Annotated in this window: 24 protein-coding genes; 12 read left to right on the forward strand and 12 right to left on the reverse strand. The window is 62.8% G+C overall.

Annotation, left to right across the window (positions count from 1 at the left end; translation table 11 throughout):
• Positions 1-40 precede the first annotated feature (40 nt).
• Positions 41-343, forward strand: a complete 303-nt coding sequence (locus J2Y68_RS14775; RefSeq protein ID WP_309994501.1) for a protealysin inhibitor emfourin — start codon at positions 41-43, stop codon at positions 341-343.
• Positions 344-351: 8 nt separating this feature from the next.
• Here the strand turns inward: J2Y68_RS14775 and J2Y68_RS14780 are convergent, their stop codons facing one another.
• Positions 352-1320 (reverse strand): GlxA family transcriptional regulator, encoded by a 969-nt coding sequence (locus J2Y68_RS14780; RefSeq protein ID WP_309994502.1) that lies wholly within the window; start codon positions 1318-1320, stop codon positions 352-354.
• A gap of 81 nt (positions 1321-1401) precedes the next feature.
• Here J2Y68_RS14780 and J2Y68_RS14785 point away from each other — a divergent pair, with 81 nt between their 5' ends.
• From J2Y68_RS14785 to hrpA, 3 genes are all read left to right on the forward strand, one after another.
• Complete coding sequence (locus tag J2Y68_RS14785; RefSeq protein WP_309994503.1) at positions 1402-1572, forward strand: hypothetical protein; 171 nt, start codon at positions 1402-1404, stop codon at positions 1570-1572.
• Between the two features lie 155 nt (positions 1573-1727).
• A complete protein-coding gene (locus tag J2Y68_RS14790; protein ID WP_309994504.1) occupies positions 1728-2720 on the forward strand; it encodes a helix-turn-helix transcriptional regulator in 993 nt (330 codons plus the stop codon).
• A 13-nt stretch (positions 2721-2733) separates the two neighbouring features.
• Positions 2734-6681, forward strand: a complete 3948-nt coding sequence (hrpA, locus tag J2Y68_RS14795) for an ATP-dependent RNA helicase HrpA (protein ID WP_309994505.1) — start codon at positions 2734-2736, stop codon at positions 6679-6681.
• 59 nt (positions 6682-6740) lie between these two features.
• Here hrpA and J2Y68_RS14800 read toward each other — a convergent pair whose 3' ends face one another.
• The 3 genes from J2Y68_RS14800 to J2Y68_RS14810 are packed head-to-tail and all read right to left on the reverse strand — an operon-like array spanning position 6741 to position 9234.
• Positions 6741-7169: an HIT family protein gene (locus J2Y68_RS14800; RefSeq protein ID WP_309994506.1), complete on the reverse strand. Its 429-nt coding sequence runs from the start codon at positions 7167-7169 to the stop codon at positions 6741-6743.
• On the reverse strand, positions 7166-8320 hold the full coding sequence (locus J2Y68_RS14805) for an NAD(P)-dependent alcohol dehydrogenase (RefSeq protein WP_309994507.1): 1155 nt from the start codon (positions 8318-8320) through the stop codon (positions 7166-7168). The genes J2Y68_RS14800 and J2Y68_RS14805 overlap by 4 nt, the downstream gene beginning before the upstream one ends.
• Positions 8317-9234: a sulfurtransferase gene (locus tag J2Y68_RS14810; protein WP_309994508.1), complete on the reverse strand. Its 918-nt coding sequence runs from the start codon at positions 9232-9234 to the stop codon at positions 8317-8319. Before J2Y68_RS14810 ends, J2Y68_RS14805 begins: the two co-directional genes overlap by 4 nt.
• 71 nt (positions 9235-9305) lie before the next feature.
• Here J2Y68_RS14810 and cds1 point away from each other — a divergent pair, with 71 nt between their 5' ends.
• Positions 9306-10388 (forward strand): L-cysteine desulfhydrase Cds1, encoded by a 1083-nt coding sequence (cds1, locus tag J2Y68_RS14815; protein WP_309994509.1) that lies wholly within the window; start codon positions 9306-9308, stop codon positions 10386-10388.
• On the opposite strand, the gene J2Y68_RS14820 is transcribed toward cds1, so the two are convergent.
• Positions 10385-11038 carry an MBL fold metallo-hydrolase gene (locus tag J2Y68_RS14820; RefSeq protein WP_309994510.1) on the reverse strand — a complete coding sequence of 218 codons (654 nt, stop codon included), beginning with the start codon at positions 11036-11038 and terminating at the stop codon, positions 10385-10387. The genes cds1 and J2Y68_RS14820 overlap by 4 nt on opposite strands.
• A gap of 94 nt (positions 11039-11132) precedes the next feature.
• On the opposite strand from J2Y68_RS14820, the gene J2Y68_RS14825 reads away from it, so the two are divergent.
• Entirely contained in the window at positions 11133-11600 is a 468-nt protein-coding gene (locus J2Y68_RS14825) for a Fur family transcriptional regulator (protein ID WP_309994585.1), read from the forward strand.
• Here the strand turns inward: J2Y68_RS14825 and J2Y68_RS14830 are convergent.
• The 5 genes from J2Y68_RS14830 to J2Y68_RS14850 all read right to left on the reverse strand — a co-directional run bounded on the left by J2Y68_RS14830 (position 11597) and on the right by J2Y68_RS14850 (position 16985).
• Positions 11597-12487, reverse strand: a complete 891-nt coding sequence (locus J2Y68_RS14830) for a metal ABC transporter permease (RefSeq protein ID WP_309994512.1) — start codon at positions 12485-12487, stop codon at positions 11597-11599. The two genes, J2Y68_RS14825 and J2Y68_RS14830, sit on opposite strands and share 4 nt — an antisense overlap.
• Positions 12488-13303, reverse strand: coding sequence for a metal ABC transporter ATP-binding protein (locus tag J2Y68_RS14835; protein WP_211711516.1), 816 nt, complete (start codon positions 13301-13303; stop codon positions 12488-12490). It abuts the gene before it with no gap.
• A gap of 152 nt (positions 13304-13455) precedes the next feature.
• Positions 13456-14457, reverse strand: coding sequence for a metal ABC transporter solute-binding protein, Zn/Mn family (locus J2Y68_RS14840; RefSeq protein ID WP_309994513.1), 1002 nt, complete (start codon positions 14455-14457; stop codon positions 13456-13458).
• A 108-nt stretch (positions 14458-14565) separates the two neighbouring features.
• Positions 14566-15636, reverse strand: a complete 1071-nt coding sequence (locus J2Y68_RS14845; protein ID WP_309994515.1) for a hemolysin family protein — start codon at positions 15634-15636, stop codon at positions 14566-14568.
• Positions 15633-16985 (reverse strand): hemolysin family protein, encoded by a 1353-nt coding sequence (locus J2Y68_RS14850; RefSeq protein ID WP_309994516.1) that lies wholly within the window; start codon positions 16983-16985, stop codon positions 15633-15635. Before J2Y68_RS14850 ends, J2Y68_RS14845 begins: the two co-directional genes overlap by 4 nt.
• A 483-nt stretch (positions 16986-17468) precedes the next feature.
• Here J2Y68_RS14850 and J2Y68_RS14855 point away from each other — a divergent pair, with 483 nt between their 5' ends.
• The 5 genes from J2Y68_RS14855 (at position 17469) to J2Y68_RS22035 (ending at position 23752) form a co-directional block, all read left to right on the forward strand.
• Positions 17469-21263, forward strand: a complete 3795-nt coding sequence (locus tag J2Y68_RS14855) for a multifunctional oxoglutarate decarboxylase/oxoglutarate dehydrogenase thiamine pyrophosphate-binding subunit/dihydrolipoyllysine-residue succinyltransferase subunit (RefSeq protein WP_309994518.1) — start codon at positions 17469-17471, stop codon at positions 21261-21263.
• 138 nt (positions 21264-21401) lie between these two features.
• On the forward strand, positions 21402-22001 hold the full coding sequence (locus tag J2Y68_RS14860; RefSeq protein WP_014922202.1) for a GDSL-type esterase/lipase family protein: 600 nt from the start codon (positions 21402-21404) through the stop codon (positions 21999-22001).
• A 110-nt stretch (positions 22002-22111) separates the two neighbouring features.
• Positions 22112-22960 (forward strand): DUF4097 family beta strand repeat-containing protein, encoded by an 849-nt coding sequence (locus J2Y68_RS14865; RefSeq protein ID WP_309994520.1) that lies wholly within the window; start codon positions 22112-22114, stop codon positions 22958-22960.
• On the forward strand, positions 22960-23574 hold the full coding sequence (locus J2Y68_RS14870) for a PadR family transcriptional regulator (RefSeq protein WP_309994521.1): 615 nt from the start codon (positions 22960-22962) through the stop codon (positions 23572-23574). Before J2Y68_RS14865 ends, J2Y68_RS14870 begins: the two co-directional genes overlap by 1 nt.
• A 103-nt stretch (positions 23575-23677) precedes the next feature.
• Complete coding sequence (locus tag J2Y68_RS22035) at positions 23678-23752, forward strand: 50S ribosomal protein bL37 (RefSeq protein ID WP_369299106.1); 75 nt, start codon at positions 23678-23680, stop codon at positions 23750-23752.
• 95 nt (positions 23753-23847) lie between these two features.
• On the opposite strand, the gene rsrA is transcribed toward J2Y68_RS22035, so the two are convergent.
• Both rsrA and J2Y68_RS14880 read right to left on the reverse strand, forming a co-directional pair.
• Positions 23848-24108 carry a mycothiol system anti-sigma-R factor gene (gene rsrA / locus J2Y68_RS14875; RefSeq protein ID WP_309994523.1) on the reverse strand — a complete coding sequence of 87 codons (261 nt, stop codon included), beginning with the start codon at positions 24106-24108 and terminating at the stop codon, positions 23848-23850.
• Positions 24105-24908 carry a sigma-70 family RNA polymerase sigma factor gene (locus J2Y68_RS14880; protein ID WP_309994525.1) on the reverse strand — a complete coding sequence of 268 codons (804 nt, stop codon included), beginning with the start codon at positions 24906-24908 and terminating at the stop codon, positions 24105-24107. The genes rsrA and J2Y68_RS14880 overlap by 4 nt, the downstream gene beginning before the upstream one ends.
• 181 nt (positions 24909-25089) lie before the next feature.
• Between J2Y68_RS14880 and J2Y68_RS14885 the strand changes: the two genes are divergently transcribed.
• Positions 25090-25605: a DoxX family membrane protein gene (locus J2Y68_RS14885; RefSeq protein WP_309994526.1), complete on the forward strand. Its 516-nt coding sequence runs from the start codon at positions 25090-25092 to the stop codon at positions 25603-25605.
• Positions 25606-25610: the final 5 nt, after the last annotated feature.

The raw sequence follows: 25610 nt of genomic DNA on the forward strand, positions 1-25610 counted from the left end.
GTGACTGGCATCTGAAGGTCGAACGAGAAGCAGCCCGGTCATGAAGATCACCGTCCAACGCAGTGGAGGAATCGCGGCGATGACGCGCGTCTGGATCGTCGACGCCGTGTCTTCCGACGAGAAGGAACGGTGGGTTCCTATCGTTGAGGCGTGCCCATGGGACGAGGCACAGGCCATGGACCGCACGCTCAACGAACCGGATCGTTTCATGTACTCGATCAGGGCCGGCCAACGCCGCGCCACCCTACCCGAGCGGGCCGTTACGGGCCCGTGGCAGGAACTGGTGGAGTGCGCCAAGGCTGAGGGCTCGGAGTCACGCGGGACGCGGGGCGGTCGGCGCTGACGCGAAGGCTAGATGGCCTCGGCCAACTGACCGCGGAACGCCCGGCGGTAGCTCTGTGGGCTCGTGTCCAGCACCTTCGTGAAGTGATGGCGGAGAAGAACCGAATGCCCAAACCCTGCCTCGCGGGCGATCTCGTCGATGTTCAGTTCCGTACTCTCCAGCAGTTCCTGGGCCCTTAGCACGCGTTGGGAATTCAGCCATGCGGCGGGTGTTGCTCCGGTTTCCGCACGGAACCGGCGCGCGAACGTGCGGGGAGACATGTGGAGCCGGGCGGCGAGGTCGTTGACGCTGTGTTCCTGGTCAAGGTGCTGCACCATCCAGCGAAGGAGTTCCTCCATGGGCGCGGATCCGCATCGCGGCATGGGACGGTCGATGAACTGGGCCTGGCCGCCGTCGCGGTGCGGTGGAACTACCATGTCTCGGGCGATGGCCGCGGCGACGTTGGCTCCCAGTTCGACACGGACCAGGTGAAGGCAAGCATCGATTCCGGCTGCCGTGCCTGCACTGGTGATGATGGTGCCGTCCTGGACGTAAAGGACATTCTCGTCCACGATGATCTCCGGATAGCGCGCGGCGAGGTCCTGGGAGTAGTGCCAGTGGGTGGTGCAGCGGCGCCCGTCCAACAAACCGGCGCGGGCCAGCGCGTAAGCCCCTGAACAGATGGACATGACCCATGCTCCCCGCGCGTGTGCCGCGCGCAGGGCCTCCAGCACGGACTCGGGGAGCTCTTGGTCCCGGCCGAAAGGCGTCATGATCACGAGGTCCGCATCGGCTGCCGCCTCAAGACCGTTCTCCACATGCATGGAGAGTCCCGACTTCATCCGGATGTCGCCCGGTTCCGGGGCGCAGACCCGGAAATCAAAGCCCGGAACTCCAGCGCCCCGGTCCGTCCTGTCAATGCCGAACACTTCGAAAGCCGTGCCGAATTCGAAGATCGAGAAGTTGGGGACAACGATCACCGCCACTGATTTCAACATACATCCAGTGTGGCAGAAAATTATCTAAATGGGGCATTTCTGCCACTGTTTCTTGTTCTGTCACAGGAGCAGGCTGGAGGCATGGAAATCTTCGGAATCATCCTCTTCATCGTCCTCCTCACCGCCGTCGCAGCCACCGTTTCAGCACTGTTGAAGGATGGCCGCGGCCACAACCCGCCGATCAACTCCAAGGAACCGTGGAGCGCTTTCGACGCTCCAAGCAGCCCGTACTGGAACCCCCGGATCTACTGAGGAATCCAACGGCCCTGCGATCCAACCTGCAACCCACCCTCATCCATTCTTCAATCGACGCCCGACCCTTCGCGGAATTCTGCAGGATTCCCCGAACGGCGGGCGTCCCTACGTTCCGGACCCGCCGGGCGGCGGCATGGACTAGATTCGCTTGCATGATCCAAACCTCAGCCCGGCTCCTCCAACTCTTATCGCTGTTGCAGGTTCGCCGGGAGTGGACCGGACCAGACCTGGCTGACCGCATGGGCGTCACAGAACGGACAGTGCGCCGCGACATCGACAAGCTCCGCAACCTCGGCTACCCCATTCATGCCACCCCCGGAATCGCCGGCGGCTACCAGCTCGGCGCGGGCGCGCAGCTCCCACCGCTCCTTCTGGACGACAACGAAGCGTTGGCCGTCGCCTTAGGCTTAAATTCCGTCGCCGCAGGCCCGGTGGCTGGAATCGGGGAAGCCTCGGTGCGTGCGTTGGCAAAGCTGGAACAGGTCCTGCCCTCCAGGCTTCGCCCCAAGTTCGCCATGTTGAAGGCGGCCGTAACCACCCTTCCCAGCAATGCAGCGAGCGTTGATCCGCAACAGTTGACCGTGGTTTCGGCCGCGATATCGGACAGGCGGCAGATTTCCTTCGAGTACGTCAGGTCCGACGGCGATTCGGCGCGTCGTCTGGTGGAACCCTACAGGCTGGTGGACACGGGCCGCCGCTGGTACCTGGTGGCCTGGGACCTGGAGCGCGAAGGTTGGCGGACGTTCCGCGCCGACCGCTTTGCTTCCTTGCCTTCGGAACGCAAGAAGTACACGCCACGGCCGTTGCCTGCAGAGGACCTGGCAGCCTACGTACAGCAGTCCATTACCCGTTCGCCGTACAGGTTCGACGTCGTCGTGCGGCTCCGGGCGCCGCTCGCCGAGGTGGCCGCCGTCGTCAGTCCCCAGTACGCGACGTTGACGGCCGACGGCGGTCGGGCCACCATCCTGCGGTCCGGTTGGGACAACCTGGCTACCTCTGCGGCCTACCTGGCGTCCTTGGACATGGATTTCGAGATCCTCGAGCCCGAGGAATTCAGGACCTTCGCCTTGGACCTTTCCCATCGCCTGCGCGCAGCGGCCGGGACTGTGACGGAGGACGCGGACGCCGGTTCCAGGCCGCAGTAGACTTGCAGCAGCCATGACACTTCATATCTCCTACCCCGCAGAGCTGCCCGTATCCGAGCGCCGCGAGGATCTGATGGCGGCCATCGCGGCCAACCAGGTAACCATCATTGCCGGCGAAACCGGCTCGGGTAAGACCACCCAGATCCCCAAGATGTGCCTCGAACTGGGCCTTGGAGACAAGGGCCTGATCGGACACACCCAGCCACGCCGCCTCGCGGCACGCACTGTTGCCGAACGCATAGCCTCGGAACTTGACGTCGAGATCGGCCAGGAGGTCGGTTTCCAGGTCCGTTTCACCGGCGAGGTGGGCGCGTCCACCAAGATCAAGCTGATGACTGACGGCATCCTGCTTGCGGAGATCCAGCGGGACAAACTGCTGCGGAAATACAGCACGATCATCATTGACGAGGCTCACGAGCGCAGCCTCAACATCGACTTCATCCTGGGCTACCTCAAGCGGATCCTCCCCCAGCGGCCGGACCTCAAGGTCATCATCACCTCCGCTACCATCGACCCCCAACGCTTCGCCAAGCACTTCGGCAGCGATGAAGATCCAGCGCCGATCATTGAGGTTTCCGGGCGCACCTACCCGGTGGAGATCCGGTACCGCCCGCTGTCCCAACCGGCGGGTGCGGACGAGGAAGACTCTGACGACGAGCTCGAAGAGGACCGCGATCCCCTTGATGCCGTGTGCGACGCTGTTGACGAGCTCGCCAAGGAAGCACCCGGCGACATCCTCATCTTCTTCTCCGGTGAACGCGAAATCCGTGACGCGGCAGAAGCCATCAATGGTCGTATCCAAACGAACCGCCGGCTGGCCGGCACTGAAGTGCTGCCCCTCTTCGCGCGCTTGAGCCTTCAGGAACAGCACAAGGTCTTCAACCCTGGGGGCAAGCGACGGATCATCCTGGCTACCAACGTGGCGGAAACATCGTTGACCGTGCCGGGAATCAAGTACGTCATCGACACCGGCACTGCCCGCATCTCCCGGTACTCGCACCGGACCAAGGTCCAGCGCCTTCCCATCGAACGCGTATCCCAGGCTTCTGCCAACCAGCGCTCAGGGCGTTGTGGGCGCGTGTCCGAAGGCATTGCGATCCGGCTCTACTCGGAAGAGGACTTCGAGTCGCGTCCCCAATTCACCGACCCGGAGATCCTGCGCACCAACCTCGCGGCCGTCATCCTCCAGATGACAGCCATGGGGGTCGCCCGGAGCCCGAAAGACGTCGAGAACTTCCCCTTCGTGGAACCTCCGGACTCAAGGGCCATCAACGACGGCGTCACTCTCCTACGCGAACTCGGCGCCCTGCGTGCATCCAAGCCTGCCGATGCCGGTGGCAACGGCCGAAACGGAGGCGGGCTGACCGCCGTCGGCCTTCAACTTGCCCAACTGCCGGTTGATCCCAGGCTGGGCCGCATGATCGTGGAGGCCGGCAAGCGCGGCTGCGTCCGGGAAGTCATGATCCTCGCCGCGGCTTTGACCATCCAGGATCCGCGCGAGAGGCCAACTGACAAGCAGCAGCTCGCCGCGGAGAAACACGCACGTTTCCGCGATGAGATCTCGGACTTTACGGGCTTCCTCAATCTCTGGAACTACATCCAGGAAAAGCAAAAGGAGCTCTCCTCCACCCAGTTCCGCAGGCTGTGCCGCAACGAGTTCATCAACTACTTGCGCGTCCGGGAGTGGCAGGACCTGTTCACCCAGCTCCGGCAAATGGCCAAGCCCTTGGGCATCGCGCTGGACAACAAACGCGAAGCAGATCCTGTGGGCAACTATGAGGGCATCCACATCAGCCTGCTTTCAGGGTTGCTGAGCCACATCGGCCTCCTGGATGAGCGCAAGCGTGAATACGCCGGTGCCCGGGGAACCCGTTTCGCGATCTTCCCGGGCTCCGCGCTGTTTAAGAAATCGCCGGCGTTTGTCATGGCTGCCGAGCTGGTGGAAACCAGCCGCCTCTGGGCCCGCGTTGCCGCGAAGTTCGACCCCTTGTGGGCCGAGCAGGTGGCACCGGACCTGGTGAAGCGCTCCTACAGTGAACCGCACTGGTCCTCGCGACAGGGCGCCGTCCTGGCCCACGAAAAAGTCACCTTGTATGGTGTGCCGATCATTCCCAACCGCCGGGTCAATTACGGGCGGATCGACCCCGAACTGTCCCGGGAACTGTTCATTCGGCACGCCCTGGTGGAGGGTGAGTGGAAGACCCACCACAGGTTCTTCCACCGCAACCGTGCCCTGCTGCAGGAAATCGAAGAACTCGAAACGCGCATGCGGCGGCGCGACATCCTGGTGGATGACCAGACCCTCTTCGAGTTCTACGACGCCCGTGTAGGCAAGGACGTGGTCTCCGAGAGGCACTTCGATAAGTGGTGGAAGGAGGCCCGCCAGACGGACCCCACGCTTCTGGACTTCGACCAATCCCTCCTGATGAGCGAAGAAGCCGAGTCCTTGGACGACTCCGCGTATCCGAAGACGTGGCTTCATAAGGGCTTTGAGCTTCCGCTGAGCTACGAGTTCCACCCCGTCGCACCGGGATCGGCTCCCAACCCTTCCGACGGCGTGACCGCTGAGGTTCCGGTGTTGTTCCTTAACCAGCTGGACGACGCCCCCTTCCGTTGGCAAATCCCCGGCCAACGTGCAGAACTGGTCACGGCCCTCATCAAGTCGCTGCCCAAGCAGGTGCGCAAGAACTTCGTGCCGGCACCCGACGTCGCAAGGCAGGCAACCGCTGCACTTGAGGCGGACTTCGATCCCGCAACCGACGAGCTGGAGCCTTCCCTGGAACTGGTGCTGCGCCGTTTGCGCGGGCATGTCATCCCTCCGGGCTCGTGGAACTGGGATGCCGTCCCGGCACACCTCCGCGTGAGCTTCAAGGTAGTGGACAGCAAAGGCAAGGTCCTGGACGAGGGCAAGGACCTTGGTGAACTCCAGGAAAAGCTGGCGCCCGCTACCCGTCGCGCCATCGCCGAGTCGCTCGGAGCCACCCCGGCCACGACGTCCCGCGCCAAGAGCGGAACGGGAACCAGCTCGCCTGGTACGTCGACCGGCCAGCAGTCGGCGCCCGGCGCTTCAGCGGCGGGCGATGGCGCGGTGGCAGAAAGGAGCGGGATCACCGAATGGGACTTTGGCACCGTGGAACGCCAGGTCACGCGCACCGTTAAGGGCCATGCCGTCACTGGTTTCCCCGCCTTGGTCGATGAGGGCAAGTCTGTGGCGCTTCGGGTCTTCCAGACCCGGCAGGAACAGGAGGCCGCCATGCGGGGCGGAGTCATCCGGCTCCTGGCATTACGTATTCCGCCCCCCGACCGTTACGTGCTGGAGCACTTGAGCAACATGGAGAAGCTGACGTTCAGCCAGAACCCGCACGGCTCCGTCAGCGCCCTGATCGCGGACTGCGCCCTTGCTGCCATCGATAAGCTGACGCCGCAGGAACTTCCGTGGGACCGACAGGCCTTTGATGTGCTGTATGAAGTAGTCCGGGCAGAACTGATCGATACCGTGTTCACGGTGACCGCCGTCGTCGAGCGTATCTTGTCGAGCACCCGCCGCATCCAGAAGGAACTGAAGTCCAACGCGAGCCTGCCCTTGATCAGTGCGCTCAATGACATGAAGAGCCAGTTGGAGCAGTTGGTCTTTCCGGGCTTTGTGGCACGTACGGGCTACGCCCAATTGAGCCAAGTGCCGCGGTACCTGCAGGCCATTGAGAAGCGCTTGGAGAAGTTGCCTGGGAACGTCCAACGCGACAGCCTCAACATGGCAGTCGTGCAAGGCCTTGAGGATGATTACGATGACGCCGTTTCGGCCCTCCTGCCGGGACGTCGGGCAGGCACCGAGTTAACCCGGGTGCGCTGGATGATCGAAGAGCTGCGGGTAAGCCTATTCGCAGTAGAGCTCGGAACCGCCTACACCGTGTCGGAGAAGCGCATACGCACCGTCCTCAACCAGGCACTCGCCCCGGCATAGCAGCCAACAAAAACCCGGCGGAGCTGATTCAGCACCGCCGGGTTAACTCTTGGATGGAATCAGTCTGCCGGAATGGCGTCCCCGTGCCCGGCAGACCGCAGGGCCGCACGCAGCTTCACCGCAGTAGCGTCCATGATCGCCGGGTCCGGGTTATGGTCCACGTTGTGCACTTCGAAGTCCGCAGTGGAGTAGGCCGGCCACACGTGGACGTGCAGGTGCTCCACTTCGAAGCCTTCCATCAGGACGCCCACGCGCTTGGCGTCAAAAAGCTCCTCCTGGACTTTCCCGATGCTCTGGGCAACGTCCATGACCTTGGCCAGCAGTTCCGGGCTTGCATGCGTCCACGAGCCGACTTCTTCACGCGGCACTACCAACGTGTGGCCTTGCGTGAGCGGGGCGATGGTCAGGAAGGCGACCACTTCATCGTCCTTCCAGACGAAGCGGCCGGGAATCTCCCCGTCGATGATCCTGGTGAACAGCGTGCTCATGCGTCTGCCCTTTCCGATGGTTCCTGAAGTGTTGCGGTGTCCAGAACGAAACGGTACTTCACGTCGCCGGCGACCATGCGGTCGTACGCCTGGTTCAGCTGTTCAGCTCCCACGATCTCGATGTCGCTGGCGACGCCGTGTTCGGCACAGAAGTCCAGCATTTCCTGCGTTTCGGCGATGCCTCCGATCAGTGAGCCCGCATAGGCGAGCCGTCGGCGGATGAGCAGCGCGGGGCTGACAGGCGGCATGTCGTCGGCGGGAAGGCCCAGCTGGAAGAGGGCACCGTCCAGGCGGAGCGTACGGAAGTAGGGGTTGAGGTCGTGCGGTGCAGCGACAGTGTCGATGATGACGTCGATGCTGCGGTTGGCTTCTTCCATGGCTTCGGAGTCCTTGGAGAGGACCACGTGGTCAGCTCCAAGTTCCCGGGCAGCGTCGAACTTGGATTCGGAGGTGGTGAACACAGTGACTTCCGCGCCCATGGCCTTGGCGATCTTGACGGCCATGTGACCCAGTCCGCCCAAGCCCACAACGCCCACGGTGTCGCCTTCTTCGACGTCGAAGTACCGCAGCGGGGAGTACGTGGTGATCCCGGCACACAGCAGCGGCGCCGCTGCTGCGGGATCGAGCGCATCGGGGATCCTCAGCACGAACCGCCGGTCAACCACCACCGACGTCGAATATCCGCCCTGGGTGACAGCGCCACCATGCCGGGGGTCCGCTGCACCATAGGTACCGATGTTGCCCCGCTCGCAGTATTGTTCGAGGCCGTCGAGGCAGCTGTCACATTCGCGGCACGAGTCCACCATGCAGCCCACGCCTACGCGGTCGCCGGGGGCAAATTCCTGCACGCCGGTGCCCACACGGGTCACCCGCCCTACGATTTCATGCCCGGGTACCAGCGGGTAGGGCGGAACACGCCATTCCCCGCGCGTGGCATGGACGTCCGAATGGCAGAGCCCACAGAATTCGATCGCGATCTCCACGTCATCTTCCGTGGGGACCCTGCGTGCCACGGTCAGGGGCACCAACCCGCTGTCCGGTGCCGTTGCGCCGTAGGCTGCGGCAAGCGTACTGGTTTCGACGCCGGTCCAGTCCGGATCAAGGGAGATGGGCTTGGCAAGGGGCGGGGGCACAGGGCGTCCGGGTGTCATGCTTCGACGCTACTCCCGGCAGTGGCGCTGGTGCCACTCTGACCCGCGTGACGGCTTTCACTCCCGGCGTCGGCGTCGAACGGTTCTGCACCCACAGCCACCGGATTGCCGGAGTTGTTGGACCACTGCGAGAAAGATCCCGGAAAGAGTGATGCCGTGAAACCAGCGATATGCAGAGCGGCAATCTCGTGGGATGCCGTCACCCCGGAACCGCAATAGACGGCGACATCGCTGGAATTTGCCAGGCCCAGGTCTTCGAACCGTCGGCGGAGCTGCTCTGCCGGCAAGAACGTACCGTCGGCTGCCACGTTCTCCGTGGTTGGAGCACTCACGGCCCCCGGAATGTGTCCTGCCCTGGGGTCGATAGGCTCCACTTCACCCCGGTAACGCTCCCCGGCCCGGGCATCCAGCAACGTCCCGTGGCAGGACCACTGTGCGGCTTCCTCTTCGGTGATGACCGGCATGGCGCCGTCCCCCAAGGACACGTTCCCGACGGCGGGCCGCACCTCCCCCTCTTCCACCGGATACCCTTTTGCACGCCAAGCGGAAAGGCCGCCGTCGAGCAAGTAGACGGAGTCGAATCCTGCGTTCCTCAGCATCCACCACAGGCGGGCCGCGGCCATGCTGCCGCTGTTGTCGTACGCCACCACCGTGTCGCCGTCGTTAATTCCCCAGCTGCGGGCAGCCGCTTGGAAGCGTTCCGGGGCAGGCAAGGGGTGGCGGCCCCGTTCAGGCTGGGCGTGGTCGGCGAGTTCTGAGGGGAGGTCAACGAAAACCGCAGCCGGCAGATGGGCGGCCAGGTACTCGCTGTGCCCGTCGCTACGGCCCAGGACCCAACGCACATCCAGGAGCACAGTCCGCTCGCCCGACTCCTGGCGCCTGCGAAGCCCTGCAGCGCTGATCAGAGTGTCCATGGGTTCTCCTTCGGTCCGACGGCACGGGCACCGTTGCTGTCGGCGCCCGCATTCCAGCCTAGGCTTATCCAGTGAGCAATTCGTGTATTCAGGACAGGGCCTGGGCCAACGAGGCCATCCGTACCATCGAGGCCGAGAACAACCGTTCGGCAGACACCCACCTTTACGCAGTGCCGCTCCCGGAGCATTGGGGCGTGCAACTGTACTTGAAGGACGAGTCCACGCACCGATCGGGCAGCCTCAAGCACCGCCTGGCACGTTCACTGTTCCTCTACGGCCTGGTCAACGGGTGGATCACCGAAGGCACCACCATCGTCGAAGCTTCCAGTGGTAGCACGGCGGTCTCCGAGGCCTACTTCGCCCGTCTGATCGGCCTGCCGTTCATCGCGGTCATGACCAGGACAACCAGCCCCGAAAAAATCGCACTGATCGAAGACTTCGGCGGCGCGTGCCTGTTCGTGGACCACGCGTCGGAGGTCTATGCCGTGGCTGAAGAGACCGCGAAGACGTCCGGCGGCTACTACATGGACCAGTTCACCCACGCAGAACGGGCAACCGACTGGAGGGGCAACAACAACATTGCCGAATCCATCTTTGAACAGCTGTCCCTTGAAGAGCACCCTGTGCCCGAATGGATCGTGGTGGGAGCCGGCACCGGCGGCACCAGTGCCACGATCGGCCGCTACCTCCGCTACAACCGCTACAGCACCCGCCTTGCCGTAGTTGATCCCGAAAATTCGGCCTTCTACCCGGCATGGCGGGACGGCGACGCCTCCACGGCCACAGGGCTGCCCTCACGCATCGAAGGTATCGGCCGTCCGCGCTCCGAACCGAGTTTCATCCCGGCGGTGATCGACCACATGATCCAGGTCCCCGACGCCGCGTCCGTCGCAGCCATGCGGCATCTCCGCGAACTCACGGGCCTGCACGCGGGACCATCCACCGGCACCAACCTCTGGGGCGTCTGGCAGTTGGTTGCAGGCATGATCGCCGAGGGACGCAAAGGCAGCATCGTTTCGCTCATGTGCGACGGCGGCGACCGCTACGCAGGCAGCTACAACGACGCAGCGTGGCTTGCCTCACACGGGCTGGATCCCGCCCCGTATGAAGCGGTGTTGAAGCACTTCCACGACACGGGAACCTGGACCGGCTAGACCTCCACGGAGTCCCGCGGAGCAAGCGTCTGGTAGGCGGTCCCGTAGCGGGCACCAATCCGCGTGACATGGCCTTCCACAAGACCCCGTCCCAGCTCATTGAGCAGCGCATCATGGACCGGGAATGCCTTGGGAGCACGCACGGAGATCACGAAGTCAAGGACCTCGCCCACCTTGGACCACGGCGCATGAATGGGGACCAGGAGCGTCTTGACGTCCAGTCCGTCCGGGACCACGAAGGAATCCCCCGGGTGGAACACGTTCCCGTCCACCAGATAACCGATGTTCGCCACCACCGGAATCTGGGGATGGATGACCGCGTGCTGGCCGCCGAAGGTTCTGACGCCAAACCCGCCAGCCTGGAAGTCCGAGCCGGGCTCGGCGACGTGCACACGAGCTGCGACGTCGCCGTTTTCCTTCAGTGCGGCGGCGACACCGGCCGGAGCATGGACTTCCAGCGAATCGTTGCTGCGCAGGGCGGCCAGAACGGCGGCTGAGTCAATATGGTCGTTGTGCTCATGGGTGATAAGTACTGCGTGGGCTCCCTTCAGCGCTTCTTCCGCTTCCGAGAAGGCCCCGGGGTCGATGACAAGGACGCTTCCGTCCTTCTCCAAGCGGACACATGCGTGGGTGTACTTGGTGAGCTTCATGGGGACAGCCTATGGGCGGCCCCTGACAGTTTCCAAGGTTCCCCTGCTGGTAAAATTGGGGTTTGCCAGCATCCCCACGGAAGTGAGTCAGTCAATGCCACACGGCACCAGTTCCACCACGACAGGCCCGGCTACGCCGGCCTCCAGCGGTGTGAAGGAGCAGCGGGTCACCAAGCAACGCTTGGCTGTCAGCGCTGCACTGGACGAATTGGACGACTTTGTGAGCACCCAGGAGCTCTACAGGCTGATGCAAAACAAGGGCATTTCAGTGTCCCTTGCCACCGCATACCGCATCCTCCAGTCCCTGGCTGATGACGGACTGATCGATGTCCTGCGCAACGGCGAAGGCGAGGCGGTCTACCGTCGTTGCGCTGTCACGGGTCACCACCACCATTTGCTGTGCCGCAACTGTGGCAAGGCGGTCGAGGTGGAGGCCCCCGCCGTCGAGACCTGGGCTGCCCGCACTGCCACGGAACACGGCTTCACCGAGGTTGCGCACACGGTTGAAATCTTCGGGCTCTGCCCGGAGTGCACTGCGAAGAAAGCCGCCGGAAAGCTCTAAAGCGCTCCCGCTGGTTGTTCCCGCGACACACGCCCGTTGAGGCCGCGGTTGGCGCGCACGCGTCCGATCACCCGGCACACCACATAGATCAGGAACGACAACGTGGTGACGTAGGGGCTGATGGGGATCCTGCTTCCAAGGGCCAGGAGGATGCCGCCCACGGTGGCGGTCATGGCAAAGGCCACGCTGAGCACCACCACCAACTTGGGCGAGGTAGTCACCTTGAGCGCAGCTGCAGCGGGGGTGATCAGCAAGGCAAGCACCAGCAGTGCGCCAACGATCTGGATGGACAGCGCCACGCTGACGCCCAGTAGAACCATGAAGCCTATCGCCAGTCCACGCACAGGCACACCGCGCGCCTCCGCCATCTCTGGGTCCACGCTGGCGAAGCTCAACGGCCGCCAGATAGCCACCAACGCAAGCATCACAACTACGGCAGTCCCCGCGAGAACCTGCAGCTGAACGGTGTCAACGGACACGATCTGCCCCGTCAACAGCCCGAACTTGTTCGCAGCCCTGCCCTCATACAGCGCCAGGAACAGGATTCCCAGGCCCAGGCCGAAGGGCATGATGACGCCGATGATCGAGTTCTTATCCCGGGCCCTGACGCCCATGAAGCCCAACAGCACTGCCGCGGCCACCGAGCCGATCAAGGACCCGAAGATGATGTCGGCACCAATCAGCAGCGCAAAAGCCGCTCCGGCAAAGGAAAGTTCCGAGATGCCGTGAACAGCGAACGCGAGATCGCGTTTCATCACGAATGTGCCAACCAGGCCGCCAAGCAGCCCCAGGACGGCGCCGGCCCAGATGGAGTTCTGGACGAGGACCAGCAGCTCCGAGTAATTCTCGAAGTTGAAGATGGTCCGAAAAACAGAATCCAGGTCCATTTAGAGTTCCTCCCCGACGCTGGCGTGGGCATCGTCATGGAAGTGCGTGGTTGCGTCGGGAAGACCGACGACGACGATCCTGCCGTTCGTGTGGATGACCTCCACATGGCTGTCGTACAGTTCCGAAAGAACTTCCGTGGTCATGACTTCCTGTGGCGTTCCGACACGGAATTGCCCACCTGCCAGGTAGAGCACCCGGTCCACGTAGTCGATCACAGGATTGATCTCGTGGGTCACGAAAACCACGGCGCTGTTCCTCTCGTGGCACTGTTTGTTGATCAGCGCGCTCACGCCTTGCTGGTGATGCAGGTCCAACGAAAGCAGCGGCTCGTCGCACAGCAGGACCTGCGGTTCCGAGGCAAGCGCCTGGGCCACCCTGAGCCGTTGTTGCTCACCGCCGGACAGTTGGCCCACAGGAACCTTGGCGTAATCGGAGGCACCTACCTGCTCCAGCAAGTCGTCGATCCGTTGGTTGACCTTGCCCGACGATAGCCTGATGCCCCAGCGGTGTCCGTCGATCCCAAGCCCCACCAGGTCGCGGGCACGTAAGGGGGTATCTGGCGCGAACGCCTTCTGCTGTGGAATGTAGCCGATCCGTTTGCTGCCCCTTTCCACCGGGTGGCCGCCCAAGGACACGGTGCCGGAATGGAGTTCCTGCAATCCAAGGAGGACCTTCAGGAAGCTCGTCTTACCGCTGCCGTTGGGCCCCAGGACGGCGAAGAACTCTCCCGGGTTGATGTCGAGATCCAGGTCCCGCCAGAGTGTCCTCTTGCCGAACTGCAGGCTGGCGCCGCGGAGGCTCACTACCGGTGTCAAAAGTTGTCCTCGATCCAAGCGCTGCTGGGAACGCAATAGTTCTGGTGCTGGTGATAACTGCTGTTCTGGTGGCAGGCAAAAGGCCCCGAAGCCATCCTGAATATCTTAGGACGCCGACAGGACCCTTTACCTCAGGTGGGCCTTGGGTAGGGTTACTTCTTCAATGCCGAGGCGATGGACTCGACGTTGTCAGTCATCCACTGGACGTAGTCCTTGCCCTCCGGCAGCGTCTCGGTGAAGTTCAGTACCGGCACCCCGGAAGCTTCTGCCGCGCGCTTGACGGCTTCGGTCTGCGGGCCCTCGGTCTGCTCGTTGTAGGCGAGGAACCGCACAGACTTGGAAGCGAGGAGGTCAGTTGTCTCCTTCAGTACCGAGGCCGGTACATCGGTTCCCTCTTCGACGGCGGCGCTGTAGGCCTCGGGAGTCTTGTTCTCAAGGCCTGCCGCCTCAAGGAGGTACAGGGGAACCGGCTCTGTGATGGCCACGGGCTGGTGTTCGTTGGCGGCCTTAACGTTATTCAACGTGGTGGTCAGCCCATTGAGTTTTGCTTTGAAGGCATCCGCGTTACCGGTGAAGGTCGCAGCGGACCCGGCGTCGAGGCTGCCGAGCTTGGCCGCCACCGCATCAGCGAGCTTGCCCATGGTGTCCAGGCTGTACCAGACGTGCTCGTTGAAGTCGCCGTGGTCGTGTGCGTGGGGCTCGTCGCTGTGGGCGTCCGCGCTGTGGGATTCCTCCTCGGGAGCGAGCCCCGAAACCTCGACGGCACTGATCATGTTCTCGTGGCCGATCTTGGTCTCGTCCGCGATTTTGTGCAGGAACTCGTCGTACCCGCCGCCGTTCTCCACCACGAGCTTCGCCTTGGAAATGACCAGCTTGTCCTGGGCGCTGGCCTCATAGGAGTGCGGGTCCTGACTGGTCTTGGTGATGATCGCCTTGACGTCCACTTTGTCCCCGCCGACGGCCTTGACGATGTCGCCGTAAACGTTCGTCGAGGTAACTACCTCGATGGCACCTGACTGGGACTGGTTGCCCGCCCCGGCCGGGCCGGCACAGGAGGACAGGAGGAGCGCGGCAAGGCCTGCAGAAGCGGCCAGGGACAGGCGGACGGCGGAACGACGCACGAAGACCTCGGATCTACTCAAAATGAGAATCAAACACAATTACTGACGGGATTCAGTGTAGCCCTAAATAGGAATGATTCCTATTTAGACAACTCTGGCGTCGATCGATAACGACCGACGCCAGAACTGGCTCACTGTGCCTTATTGGGCTTGCTGGCCACCATAACGGCGGATCCCCGTCGCCTGGGTGGCGTCCCGGATCTCCCCCACCAACTGCTCAATGACATCCTCAAGGAAGAGCACGCCCTGGGTGTCGCCACCCGCACCAACGACTCGCGCCAAATGTGATCCTGTGCGCTGCATGACCGACATGGCCTGCTCGATCTCGTCATCCGGTGCCAGGTTGGCCAAGGAACGGATCCGGCCTTCGGCAATGGGGTGCTTCCGGCCCTCCTCCGGGATGGACAAGATGTCCTTCACGTGCAGGTACCCGGCGAGTTCGCCGTCGTCGTCCACCATCGGGAAACGTGAGAAACCCGTCCGGCTGACTGCCTTTTCAAGGTCCACGGGGGTGGACGCCGTCTTGAGCACCATGAGCTTGTCCAGCGGAACCATGATGTGGGACGCCGTGTGTTCGGAGAACTCCAAGGCTCCACTCAACAGACCAGCGTCATCGTCCACCAATCCATGTCGCGTGGACTCCTGGACGATCGATTGAACCTCTTCCAACGTGAACGAGGAAGACACCTCATCCTTGGGTTCGATCTTCATCAACCGCAGGATGTGGTTGGCCAGCCAGTTGAGGGTCCAAATGACCGGATTAACCAAGCGGGCAATGAACATCAGCGGCGGGGCCAACAGCAGTGCTGCCTTGTCCGCCACGGACACGGAGATGTTCTTCGGAACCATTTCGCCAAAGGTGACGTGCAGGAACGTTACGAACAGCAAGGCGATCGCGAAGGCGATGATATCCGCCAACTCGACCGGAACGCCCACCAATTCAAGGGGCTCAGCCAGCAAATGGTGGATGGCGGGCTCGGCCACCTGAAGAATCAGGAGCGAGCAAACGGTGATGCCCAATTGGGCGCAAGCCAGCATGAGCGAGACATTTTCCATGGCGCGCAATGTTGTCTGCGCGCGTTTGGAACCCGCCTCCGCCAAAGGTTCGATCTGGCTGCGCCGGGCCGACATGACTGCGAATTCGGCACCCACGAAGAACGCGTTGCCGATCAGGAGCACGACAAGCCAGAGGATTCCTACCCAGTCGCTCATAGGGCACCTGCTTCATGACGCGCGCTTTCTGCGTCCTCCGGGGACGACTCGTCCGTCTCCACGTGATGGAAGCAGATCCTGTCGATTCTCCGGCCATCCATCCTGGTCACGGTCAGCGTGCCGCCGACCGCGTCCACGACGTCGCCCGTCTTCGCGATGCGTCCCAGCTGGCTCATGACGTACCCGCCCACGGTTTCGTAGGCGGATTCGTCAGGGACTACCAGGTTGGGGATTTGCTCTGTTACTTCGTCTGGCCGCAGAAGGCCGGGGAAGTACCAGTCCCCGGATGCGCTCTGCAGCACACCGGGACGGACTTTGTCGTGCTCGTCCGCCACTTCGCCCACAATCTCTTCCACCAAGTCTTCGAGGGTGGTGATGCCGGCCGTGCCACCGTATTCATCCAGGACAACGGCAAGTTGCAGGTTGCCCTCACGCAGTTCCGACAGGAGCGCATCCAAGTGGATGGTTTCCGGAACCTGAAGGACATCCGTCATGATCGCTCCGGCCTGGAGCTTGGAACGGCGCTCAGCGGGTACGGCCACGGCTTTCTTAACGTGGACCACCCCGCGGATATCGTCCGTGGAATCACCAATGACAGGGAACCGCGAGTATCCGGTCCTACGGGCGGCATCCAGAATGTCCGCCACCGACTGGTCGGCGTCGATTGTTTCCATCCGGATGCGCGGGGTCATGACGTCCGCCGCGGTGCGTCCCGAAAAGTTCAGGGTTCGCGCCACGAAGTTGGCCGTGCCGGCATCCAGCGTCCCAAGCTCAGCGGAACGCCGAACCAACGAAGCGAGTTCCGCGGGGGTGCGTGCGCCCGAGATCTCTTCCTTGGCTTCAAGACCGAAAAGGTTCAGCACCTTGTTCGAGAAGCCATTGAGCACCACAATCGCCGGTTTGAAGACCGCCGTGAACATCAGCTGCGGACGGGCGAGCCGCTTGCCCAACGGGAAAGCAAGGGCGATGGCCATGTTCTTGGGAACCAACTCGCCGATCAGCATGGACAGGAGGGTCGCGAAGGCCATCGCAACGATCAACGCGACAGAGTGCACCACCTCGGGGGGAAGGCCCAGCAGGCCCAGGGGCCCTACCAGCAACTGCCCAACGGAGGGCTCCATCACGAAACCAGTCAACAGCGTGGTCAGCGTGATGCCGAGCTGGCAACTGGAGAGCTGGGTGGAGAGCGATTTCAGGCACTTCAGCAACGGGGCGGCCGCTTGGTCGCCGTTGTCGACTGCACGCTGGACACTGGACTGGTCCAGGGCTACCAGGGAAAACTCAACTGCTACGAAAAAGCCGGTGCCAAGAATCAGGGCAAATCCGGCCAGGAGAAGAATCCATTCCACCTAGCGCATCACTCCAAGGGTGGGCAAGTGCAATGGGGATAACGCCATCGGCCAGGGGATTCGCCCCGGCGGAGGCTGGTCGGGCGCCGCGGACGCATGGTCTGCGGCACCACCGGCAGTAAACGCCGGCGCGTGATGGGCATGTGAACGGGTATTGCCGGCTCGACGGGCACGCTGTGCGGAGTTGCCAGATTGACTCCCCCGACAGTTCCCAGGCCGGCACCTAGATTTACTGTCCATAAGACTTTCAGTCTACAGTCCGCCGGCAGGGATCCCACACGCGGGTTACCGCACATTAATGGACGCCTTGGTCCACTAAGTCAGCTCCAACATGATTTAGGTCACCACTATTGGCAGTTAACCAACGATCCTAACTAGACTGTCAGGGGTCTGAGTTCGCGGGACCCGGACCCTGTCCCATCGTTGCGGAAAAGCAACCTTGGCCAGCGGGAAAACAACACTCATGGAAGAGGCGTATTTCAAGTGCCAGAGCAGCCCAGCCACCGTCTACCAGAGGAATTTGGCGGAAACGAGTGGCTCGTTGACGAACTGTACGAGCGGTACCAACAGGACAAGAATTCGGTCGACGCCAAGTGGTGGCCGCTCTTCGAATCCTTTGCCTCCGCTGACGGCACTTCTTCCAACGGAACCTCCGCAGCTCCAGCAGCTGCCAATCCCCCAACCCAAGTACTTCCCGTAGTGGCTCCGGCCGCAGCGGCCCCGGCACCGGCGCCGGCCGCTCCCGCAGCTGCCACGGAGACTGCCCCTGCAGCACCGGCTCCGGCCAAGAAAGAACCGGCCACGGTTGCCCGGGACGGAGCAAAGAAGCCCGCCGGCGGCAACGCAACACAGCCCATACCGGCCCAGCTGCCCAAGAGCACCAAGGCCCCCACCGCGCCGGAAGAAGACGTCGTCTCCGTCCTGCGTGGCCCGGCCAAGGCCATCGCCACCAACATGGTGACCAGCCTGGAAGTACCCACCGCCACCAGCGTCCGGGCAGTCCCCGCCAAGCTGCTCATCGACAACCGTGTGGTCATCAACTCCAACCTGGCCCGCGCACGTGGTGGCAAGGTGTCCTTCACGCACCTCATCGGCTACGCCGTTGTCCGTGCGCTGTCCCAGTTCCCCTCGATGAACGTCTACTACGACGAAATCGACGGCAAGCCAAGCGCCGTGCAGCCCGCGCACGTCAACTTCGGCATCGCCATCGACATGCCCAAGCCCGATGGCACGCGCCTCCTGATGGTTCCCAACATCAAGAAGGCCGAGACCATGGACTTCGCCGAGTTCTGGCACACCTATGAGGACCTGATCAAGCGCGCCCGCAACGGCAAGCTGACGGCCGATGACCACGCCGGCACCACGGTTTCGTTGACCAACCCCGGCGGCATCGGCACGGTCCACTCCGTCCCGCGCCTTTCCAAGGGCCAGGCTGCCATCATCGGCGTCGGCGCCCTCGACTACCCGGCGGAGTTCCAGGGCGCCAGCGAGAAGATCATCGCCCAGAACGCCATCAGCAAGATCCTGACGCTGACATCCACCTACGATCACCGCGTGATCCAGGGCGCGGGCAGTGGCGAGTTCCTCAAGCTGGTCCACCAGCTGCTCCTCGGCGCGCAGAACTTCTACGACGAGATCTTCGAAGCCCTGCGCATCCCGTACGAGCCCGTGCGCTGGAGCCCGGACCTGCAGGTGGATCCGGCCGACGAGATCAACAAGGTCGCCCGCATCCAGCAGCTGATCCACTCCTACCGCGTGCGCGGCCACCTGATGGCCGACACCGATCCGCTTGAGTACGTCCAGCGCAAGCACCCGGACCTGGACGTCCTGACCTATGGCTTGACGCTGTGGGACCTGGACCGCGAATGGCCCACGGGCGGGTTCGGCGGCAAGCCGCAGTTGAAGTTCCGCGACATCCTTGGGGTGCTGCGCGATGCTTACTGCCGCACCACCGGCATCGAGTACATGCACATCCAGGAACCGGCGGAACGCAAATGGTTCCAGGACCAGCTGGAGCACCCGTACTCCAAGCCGAGCCGTGAAGAGCAGCTCCGCATTGTCTCCAAGCTCAATGCGGCTGAGGCTTTCGAGACCTTCCTGCAGACCAAGTTCGTCGGCCAGAAGCGCTTCTCCCTGGAGGGTGGCGAGTCGCTGATTCCGCTGCTCGACGCCGTCATCTCTGACGCAGCCGACGACGGCCTGGACGAGGTTGCCATCGGCATGGCCCACCGTGGCCGCCTCAACGTGCTGACCAACATCGCAGGCAAGACGTACGCCCAGGTCTTCCGCGAATTCGAAGGCACCCAGGACCCACGCTCGGTCCAGGGCTCCGGTGACGTCAAGTACCACCTCGGCACCGAAGGCACCTTCACCTCGGACAACGGCAAGCAGACCAAGGTCTACCTCGCCGCGAACCCGTCGCACCTCGAGGCCGTGGATTCTGTCCTTGAAGGCATCGTCCGCGCCAAGCAGGATCGCCTGGACCAGGGTGAGTCCTTCCCTGTCCTGCCCATCATGGTCCACGGTGACGCAGCTTTCGCGGGCCAGGGCGTTGTGGCTGAAACCCTCAACCTCTCTCAGCTCCGCGGTTACCGCACGGGTGGCACCATCCACGTGATCGTCAACAACCAGGTTGGCTTCACCACCGCTCCGTCCTCCTCGCGTTCGTCCACGTACTCCACGGACGTCGCCAAGATGATCCAGGCACCGGTCTTCCACGTGAACGGCGACGATCCTGAAGCCGTGGTCCGCGTTGCACAGCTCGCCTACGAGTTCCGTCAGCGTTTCCACAAGGATGTCGTCATCGACATGGTCTGCTACCGTCGTCGCGGCCACAACGAGGGCGACGACCCCTCGATGACCCAGCCGCTCATGTACAACCTGATCGAGGCCAAGCGCTCCGTCCGCAAGCTGTACACCGAGTCGCTGATCGGCCGTGGTGACATCACCGAGGAAGAAGCAGAGCAGTTGCTCCGCGACTACCAGGAACGCCTTGAGCGGGTCTTCGCTGAAACGCACGCTGCCCAGACATCGCCGATTCCGATCATCACCGCGGACTCGGCAGCTGTCTCGGACATCGAGCGGCCTATCGCGCAGCAGGCGGACTTCGGGACCAACTCCCCGGCATCCACCGCGATTTCCGCTGAGACGCTTGCCCGCATCGGCAAGGCCCACCTGGAAATCCCGGATGGCTTCACCGTTCACTCCAAGCTCAAGCAGCTGTTGGAGAAGCGCGAGCAGATGTCCCGTGAAGGCGGCATCGACTGGGGCTTCGGCGAGATCGCGGCCTTCGGCTCGTTGATCATGGAGGGCGTGCCCGTTCGTTTGGCAGGCCAGGATTCCCGGCGCGGAACGTTCGTCCAGCGCCACGCGGTCTTCCACGACCGTGCCAACGGCAACGAATGGCTTCCGCTGGGCAACCTCTCGGATGACCAGGCCAAGCTGTGGATCTACGATTCGCTGCTGTCCGAATACGCCGCAATGGGCTTCGAATACGGCTACTCTGTAGAGCGCCCCGATGCCCTGGTCCTGTGGGAAGCCCAGTTCGGTGACTTCGTCAACGGTGCGCAGACCATCATTGACGAGTTCATCTCCTCGGCTGAGCAGAAGTGGGGCCAGCGTTCTTCGCTGGTGCTCATGCTGCCGCACGGTTACGAAGGCCAGGGTCCGGACCACTCGTCCGCACGCATTGAGCGCTTCCTGCAGATGTGCGCCGAGGACAACATGATCGTGGCGAACCCCACCACGGCCGCTTCGCACTTCCACCTGCTCCGCCGCCAGGCCTACAGCCGTCCGCGCAAGCCGTTGATCATCTTCACGCCCAAGCAGCTGCTGCGCCTCAAGGGCGCCGCTTCCGCCGTCGAAGACTTCACGAACGGCGCCTTCAGGCCGGTCATCAGCGATCCTGAGGTGCAGCCGGCGAACGTTGACCGCGTCATCCTGGTCTCGGGCCGTTTGTACTACGATCTCCTGTCCAACCGGCAGAAGTCCGGCGATACTTCCACAGCCATCATCCGCGTAGAGCAGCTTTACCCGCTGCCCAAGGCTGAGATCGATGCGGAGCTTGCCAAGTACCCGAACGCTGACGTCGTGTGGGCGCAGGACGAACCCGCCAACCAGGGTCCATGGCCGTTCATGGGCCTGAACCTGGCACCGGAGCTCGATCGCAAGCTTCGCTTGGTGTCGCGTCCGGCGTCTGCGTCGACGGCTGCTGGTTCCATGAAGCGCCACGCTGCTGAACAGGATGCCCTGATCAAGCAGGCGTTCGAACGCAAGTAAAACCGAAACTGCCCGGCCCGAGGAGCGATAAGCGCGCCTCAGGCCGGGCAGTTCTGTTTAATGGGACAGGTACCGGTTCCCGAACCGGCTGTTGAGCCTGAACCGTGCAAGGACCGTAACGAGTGTGAAGAGGTAACCGTGGAAGACAGGAAGCTGCGCATTGCAGCTGTAGGAGATGAACTGCTCGCGGGCCTGGGGGATCCCCGCGCATTGGGTTGGCTCGGAAGAGTGCTTGCCCGTACGCCCCAGGACTCCGTCGTAGTGGAGAGTTTCCCGCTCCCCTGTCCCATGGAGGGGACCGAGGGGCTCGCCGCGCGTTGGCAGGATGAAGCGGGCCGGCGTTTCAGCGACACCCACGAGAACCGCCTGGTGATCGGTTTGTCCGGCCGCGACCTGGAGTTTGGCTTGTCCACTGCGCGGAGCAGGCTGAACCTCGCAAATATCCTGGACGGGGCCTCACACAGCAGCGTTGAGGTCTTTGTGGTGGGTCCCCCGCCTACGCTCGATCCCGCCCGGAACAAGCGGCTTGCCGAGCTCAACACGGCGTTTGCCGATGTCACCACCCGGCGGAACCACCACTACGTTGACACCTTCTCGCCCCTGCTCAATCACGAACAGTGGAGGACGGACCTTGCAGCCAACGGAGGAACTCCGGGCCAGGCGGGCTACGGGTTGATTGCGTGGCTTGTCCTGCACCGCGGCTGGTTCCAATGGCTCAACATCGCCCAGCCTGAGTAGCAGGTATACGGGTTTGCCAGCCTGCCTGATTCTCGCAAACCATTGCACCCCTCCGATTCGCGATATATCGTGAGTTCCATCAACGCGATATATCGCAATCTGGAGGGGACATGTCTGAGGAGCTATGGACCGTAACTGGTCCGCAAACCATCGAAGTGGACCACGTCCGCTCGCTGAAATTGGGAATCGTCAAGGGTCGCTTCGACGTGGTGACCCATGATGAGGACTTTGTCCGGATCGAAATCAGCGAGATCACCGGCGACCCGCTGACTGTCACCCTGGTGGATGGCCGCCTTGAAGTGCGCCATCAGCTACAGGGTCCGCAAGGCTGGTTCCGGAACCTGATGGGCACGGTCAACAACACCAGCACCAACTCCGTGGTGGTGGGCATCGCCCTCCCCAACGGCGTCGATGTCGAAGCGGGTACAGTCAGCGGCGACGGCATGGTGTCGGGCACCAGCGGGCGCACCCGGCTGAACACAGTCTCCGGTTCCGTCATGGCGGACGGGACCAGCGGCGAACTCCACGTCAACACGGTGAGCGGCGAGGTCATCGCCAGAAACCACGACGGCGTCCTGACCGCCAAAAGCGTCTCCGGCGAAGTTACCGCGTCGGGCACGTTCAAGAACGTCCGTGCGAACACTGTCAGCGGCGATCTCAGCTTCGACCTCCAGGACTACACGAACGATCTTGGGGCGAACTCCGTCTCCGGCGACCTGACCATCCGGCTGCCCCACGACGTTGGCTTGGACATCGTCGCGAAGTCGGCCAGCGGATCAGTGGTGATCGACAATCAGATGTACGCCCAACCGGGCAGCAACGTGCACACCATCGTGGGACCCGACGAGCGGCTGATGTTGGTCCGCACCAACACGGTTTCCGGTAAGACGTACATCATGCATGCCTCCGCACCCACCCCGGACCACGACCATCCGGCCAGCGGGGAAGCGGGCCTCTGATGCCCCCGGTCTTCGCCCACGGGGCCCTGCGCCTCTACCTGCTTGCCTTGCTCGAAGCAGGCCCAAAGCACGGATATGAACTGATCAAGGCCCTGGGCGACCGTTTCGGCGGCACCTACTCCCCCAGCGCCGGCACCATCTATCCCCGCCTGGGCAAGCTGGAAGAAGAAGGACTCGTCGCCACCGAGACCGAAGGCAGGCGCACCACATACTTCATCACCGACGCCGGCCGCGCCGAGTTGGATGGCAGACGTGCTGAACTGGCCGATGTAGAAGACACCATCTCGGCGTCGGTCAGGCGGCTCGCTGACAACCTGCGGGAGGACATCAGGACCAACATGCGTGGCTTGCGGGCAGACCTGGCAGCCACCGCGGAGGCCGCACGCAGCAGTGCTTCAGCAGCCGCCTCCCGAAGCCGGACCGGGGGGCACACGCCGGAGAGCCAACGCATCCTCAAGGAAGCTGAGCTGATGGTCCAGTCCTTCAGGGATGACATCCGGGTTGAATTGCGCCAGCACGGCGCTTCGCATCCGTTGACGCCTGTGGCCCTTGAGACAGTCCGTACCGTGCTGGACCAAGCACGCATATCGATCCGAAATTCGCTGCGGAGCTGACGTCCTGTTCCGCTCTGGGCGGCGCCGGTTCGCGACGCAGCACCCGGGTGTGCGAAACTGGAGGGCAGCTTTATTGAGTATCAATCCTTGAAGGAGGCCAGCTATGAGCAAGCGTGCACGTAAGCGTCGTGACCGTAAGCGTGGCGGCGCGAACCACGGCAAGCGTCCCAACACCTAAGCCAGCGGCTTAGTGTCACATGCCTAAAAACGAGGGCCCCGGAAACCATCTGGTTTCCGGGGCCCTCGACGCTTAATACACTTTGCCAGGACGGATCAGGCGTCCACGGACTTGATGGAGTGAATCCTGTCAAGAATGGAATTTTTGAGGTTTTCCGGCGCGGACTCCGTGCACGACCGCTTAACCATGGTGCGGATAAGGCACTCGAGGTCGTACTGCTCGGCACATTCCTCGCAGGTGTCGAGGTGCTGCTTGATTTCAGTGAGGTCCTCGCGGGTCAACGCACCGTCCAGGTACTCATAAATCCGCTGCATTCGCGTATCGTCGCAATCGCCCAATCCCTGGCAGTCGCTCATTTCTCTTTCTCCTGATTGTTGCTTCCGGCCGCGGCCTGATCTTCGGTGTGGGCCCTGAAGCCCCGTTCGGCGGCATAGTCCGCCAGCATGTCCCGCAGCATTTTCCTGCCGCGGTGCAACCGCGACATCACTGTGCCGATGGGAGTGTTCATAATTTCTGAGATCTGCTTGTATGCATATCCCTCGACGTCCGCGAAGTAGACCGCCAACCGGAACTCCTCCGGGATGGCTTGCAACGCGTTCTTGACGTCGGAGTCCGGCAGATGGTCCAACGCTTCTGCTTCCGCGGACCGCAGCCCTGCGGAGGTGTGCGACTCGGCCTTGGCCAACTGCCAATCCTCAATCGTGTCCGAATTCGACTGCAGGGGCTCCCGCTGACGCTTCCGGTAGAGATTGATGTAGGTGTTGGTCAGGATGCGGTACAACCACGCCTTGAGGTTGGTTCCGGGCTTGTATTGGTGGAAAGCGGAAAAGGCCTTTGTGTAGGCCTCCTGGACCAGGTCTTCCGCATCCGAAGGGTTCCGTGCCATCCGCATCGCCGCCGAGTACAACTGGTCCACGTACTGCATGGCGTCGCGCTCGAATCGGGCGCGCCGCTGCTCGGACGTCTCAGTTGCGACGTCGACGGCGGCCGGCGCCTCCGCAGTGCCCTCTGCGGACGAGTCGGCTGCTTCATACATGGCCGCTGCGGCCGGTTCAATGGTGCTCATCGTTGCCAAGTCTACTGTCAGCTTCGGTGAAACCAGCTGTGAACCATACCCAGGCTCGGACAGGACCGCCCGGTCCTTAACCAAAGTCAAAAAACCAACTCCGTTCAGCGAAGCGGCAACGCCATGCCGCGGTCCGGTCTCCACCGCACCTGTTGTTCACAACGGCCGCCGCTGGGTAAATATTCCGCAAAGGTGCAAGACTAGAGCAGACTGCACCCCGTGAACACAACACTCATCGAAAAGTGTGGCAAGGCCATCCAGGAGGCAAGACATGTCTGTTATCCGTTTTCTCGCGCGTCCCATGCTCGCGTCCAGCTTCGTCGTCGCAGGTCTGGACAAGCTACGGAACGCGGACGACACCGCGAAGCAACTCTCGCCTGTGCTGCGTCGCGCATCGGAGTCGCTGCCCTTCAAAGCAGACGAGAAGACCCTTGCCCGCGTTATCGGAGGCGCCCAGCTGGGCGCAGGAACCTTGCTCGGCCTGGGCAAGCTTTCCCGTTTCGCTGCAACTGTGCTGGTTGTGACCTCGGCCCTTAACTCTTATGTCGAGTGGCGCTCAGCCGATATCAGCACCAAGGAAGGCCGGATTGCCCGCAAGGCCCGGCTCCTCAAGAACATTTCCCTCACAGGAGGCGTCCTCCTGGCTTCCGTTGACACCGAGGGGCGGCCGAGCATCGCCTGGCGGGCAGAACACCTCGCTGCCGATGCCAAGAAGGTCACCGGCAAGCAGATCAAGCGCGCCGATAAAGCAGTACGCAAGGCCGTAGACAACGCAGTTGGAGCATAAGGAAG

It is taken from the genome of Paenarthrobacter nitroguajacolicus (assembly GCF_031455195.1).
GTDB classification, from domain to species: Bacteria; Actinomycetota; Actinomycetes; order Actinomycetales; family Micrococcaceae; genus Arthrobacter; species Arthrobacter nitroguajacolicus_D.

What these genes read in the sequence shown, in the direction of transcription:
- J2Y68_RS14820 (WP_309994510.1), bottom strand. Translation starts at nt 11,038, where the DNA reads ATGAAGCTCACCAAGTACACCCACGCATGTGTCCGCTTGGAGAAGGAC.
- J2Y68_RS14800 (WP_309994506.1), bottom strand. Translation starts at nt 7,169, where the DNA reads ATGAGCACGCTGTTCACCAGGATCATCGACGGGGAGATTCCCGGCCGC.
- J2Y68_RS14870 (WP_309994521.1), top strand. Translation starts at nt 22,960, where the DNA reads ATGCCCCCGGTCTTCGCCCACGGGGCCCTGCGCCTCTACCTGCTTGCC.
- hrpA (WP_309994505.1), top strand. Translation starts at nt 2,734, where the DNA reads ATGACACTTCATATCTCCTACCCCGCAGAGCTGCCCGTATCCGAGCGC.
- J2Y68_RS14865 (WP_309994520.1), top strand. Translation starts at nt 22,112, where the DNA reads ATGTCTGAGGAGCTATGGACCGTAACTGGTCCGCAAACCATCGAAGTG.
- J2Y68_RS14785 (WP_309994503.1), top strand. Translation starts at nt 1,402, where the DNA reads ATGGAAATCTTCGGAATCATCCTCTTCATCGTCCTCCTCACCGCCGTC.
- J2Y68_RS14845 (WP_309994515.1), bottom strand. Translation starts at nt 15,636, where the DNA reads ATGAGCGACTGGGTAGGAATCCTCTGGCTTGTCGTGCTCCTGATCGGC.
- J2Y68_RS14825 (WP_309994585.1), top strand. Translation starts at nt 11,133, where the DNA reads ATGCCACACGGCACCAGTTCCACCACGACAGGCCCGGCTACGCCGGCC.
- J2Y68_RS14775 (WP_309994501.1), top strand. Translation starts at nt 41, where the DNA reads ATGAAGATCACCGTCCAACGCAGTGGAGGAATCGCGGCGATGACGCGC.
- rsrA (WP_309994523.1), bottom strand. Translation starts at nt 24,108, where the DNA reads ATGAGCGACTGCCAGGGATTGGGCGATTGCGACGATACGCGAATGCAG.
- J2Y68_RS14805 (WP_309994507.1), bottom strand. Translation starts at nt 8,320, where the DNA reads ATGACACCCGGACGCCCTGTGCCCCCGCCCCTTGCCAAGCCCATCTCC.
- J2Y68_RS14810 (WP_309994508.1), bottom strand. Translation starts at nt 9,234, where the DNA reads ATGGACACTCTGATCAGCGCTGCAGGGCTTCGCAGGCGCCAGGAGTCG.
- J2Y68_RS14830 (WP_309994512.1), bottom strand. Translation starts at nt 12,487, where the DNA reads ATGGACCTGGATTCTGTTTTTCGGACCATCTTCAACTTCGAGAATTAC.
- J2Y68_RS14885 (WP_309994526.1), top strand. Translation starts at nt 25,090, where the DNA reads ATGTCTGTTATCCGTTTTCTCGCGCGTCCCATGCTCGCGTCCAGCTTC.
- J2Y68_RS14790 (WP_309994504.1), top strand. Translation starts at nt 1,728, where the DNA reads ATGATCCAAACCTCAGCCCGGCTCCTCCAACTCTTATCGCTGTTGCAG.
- J2Y68_RS14780 (WP_309994502.1), bottom strand. Translation starts at nt 1,320, where the DNA reads ATGTTGAAATCAGTGGCGGTGATCGTTGTCCCCAACTTCTCGATCTTC.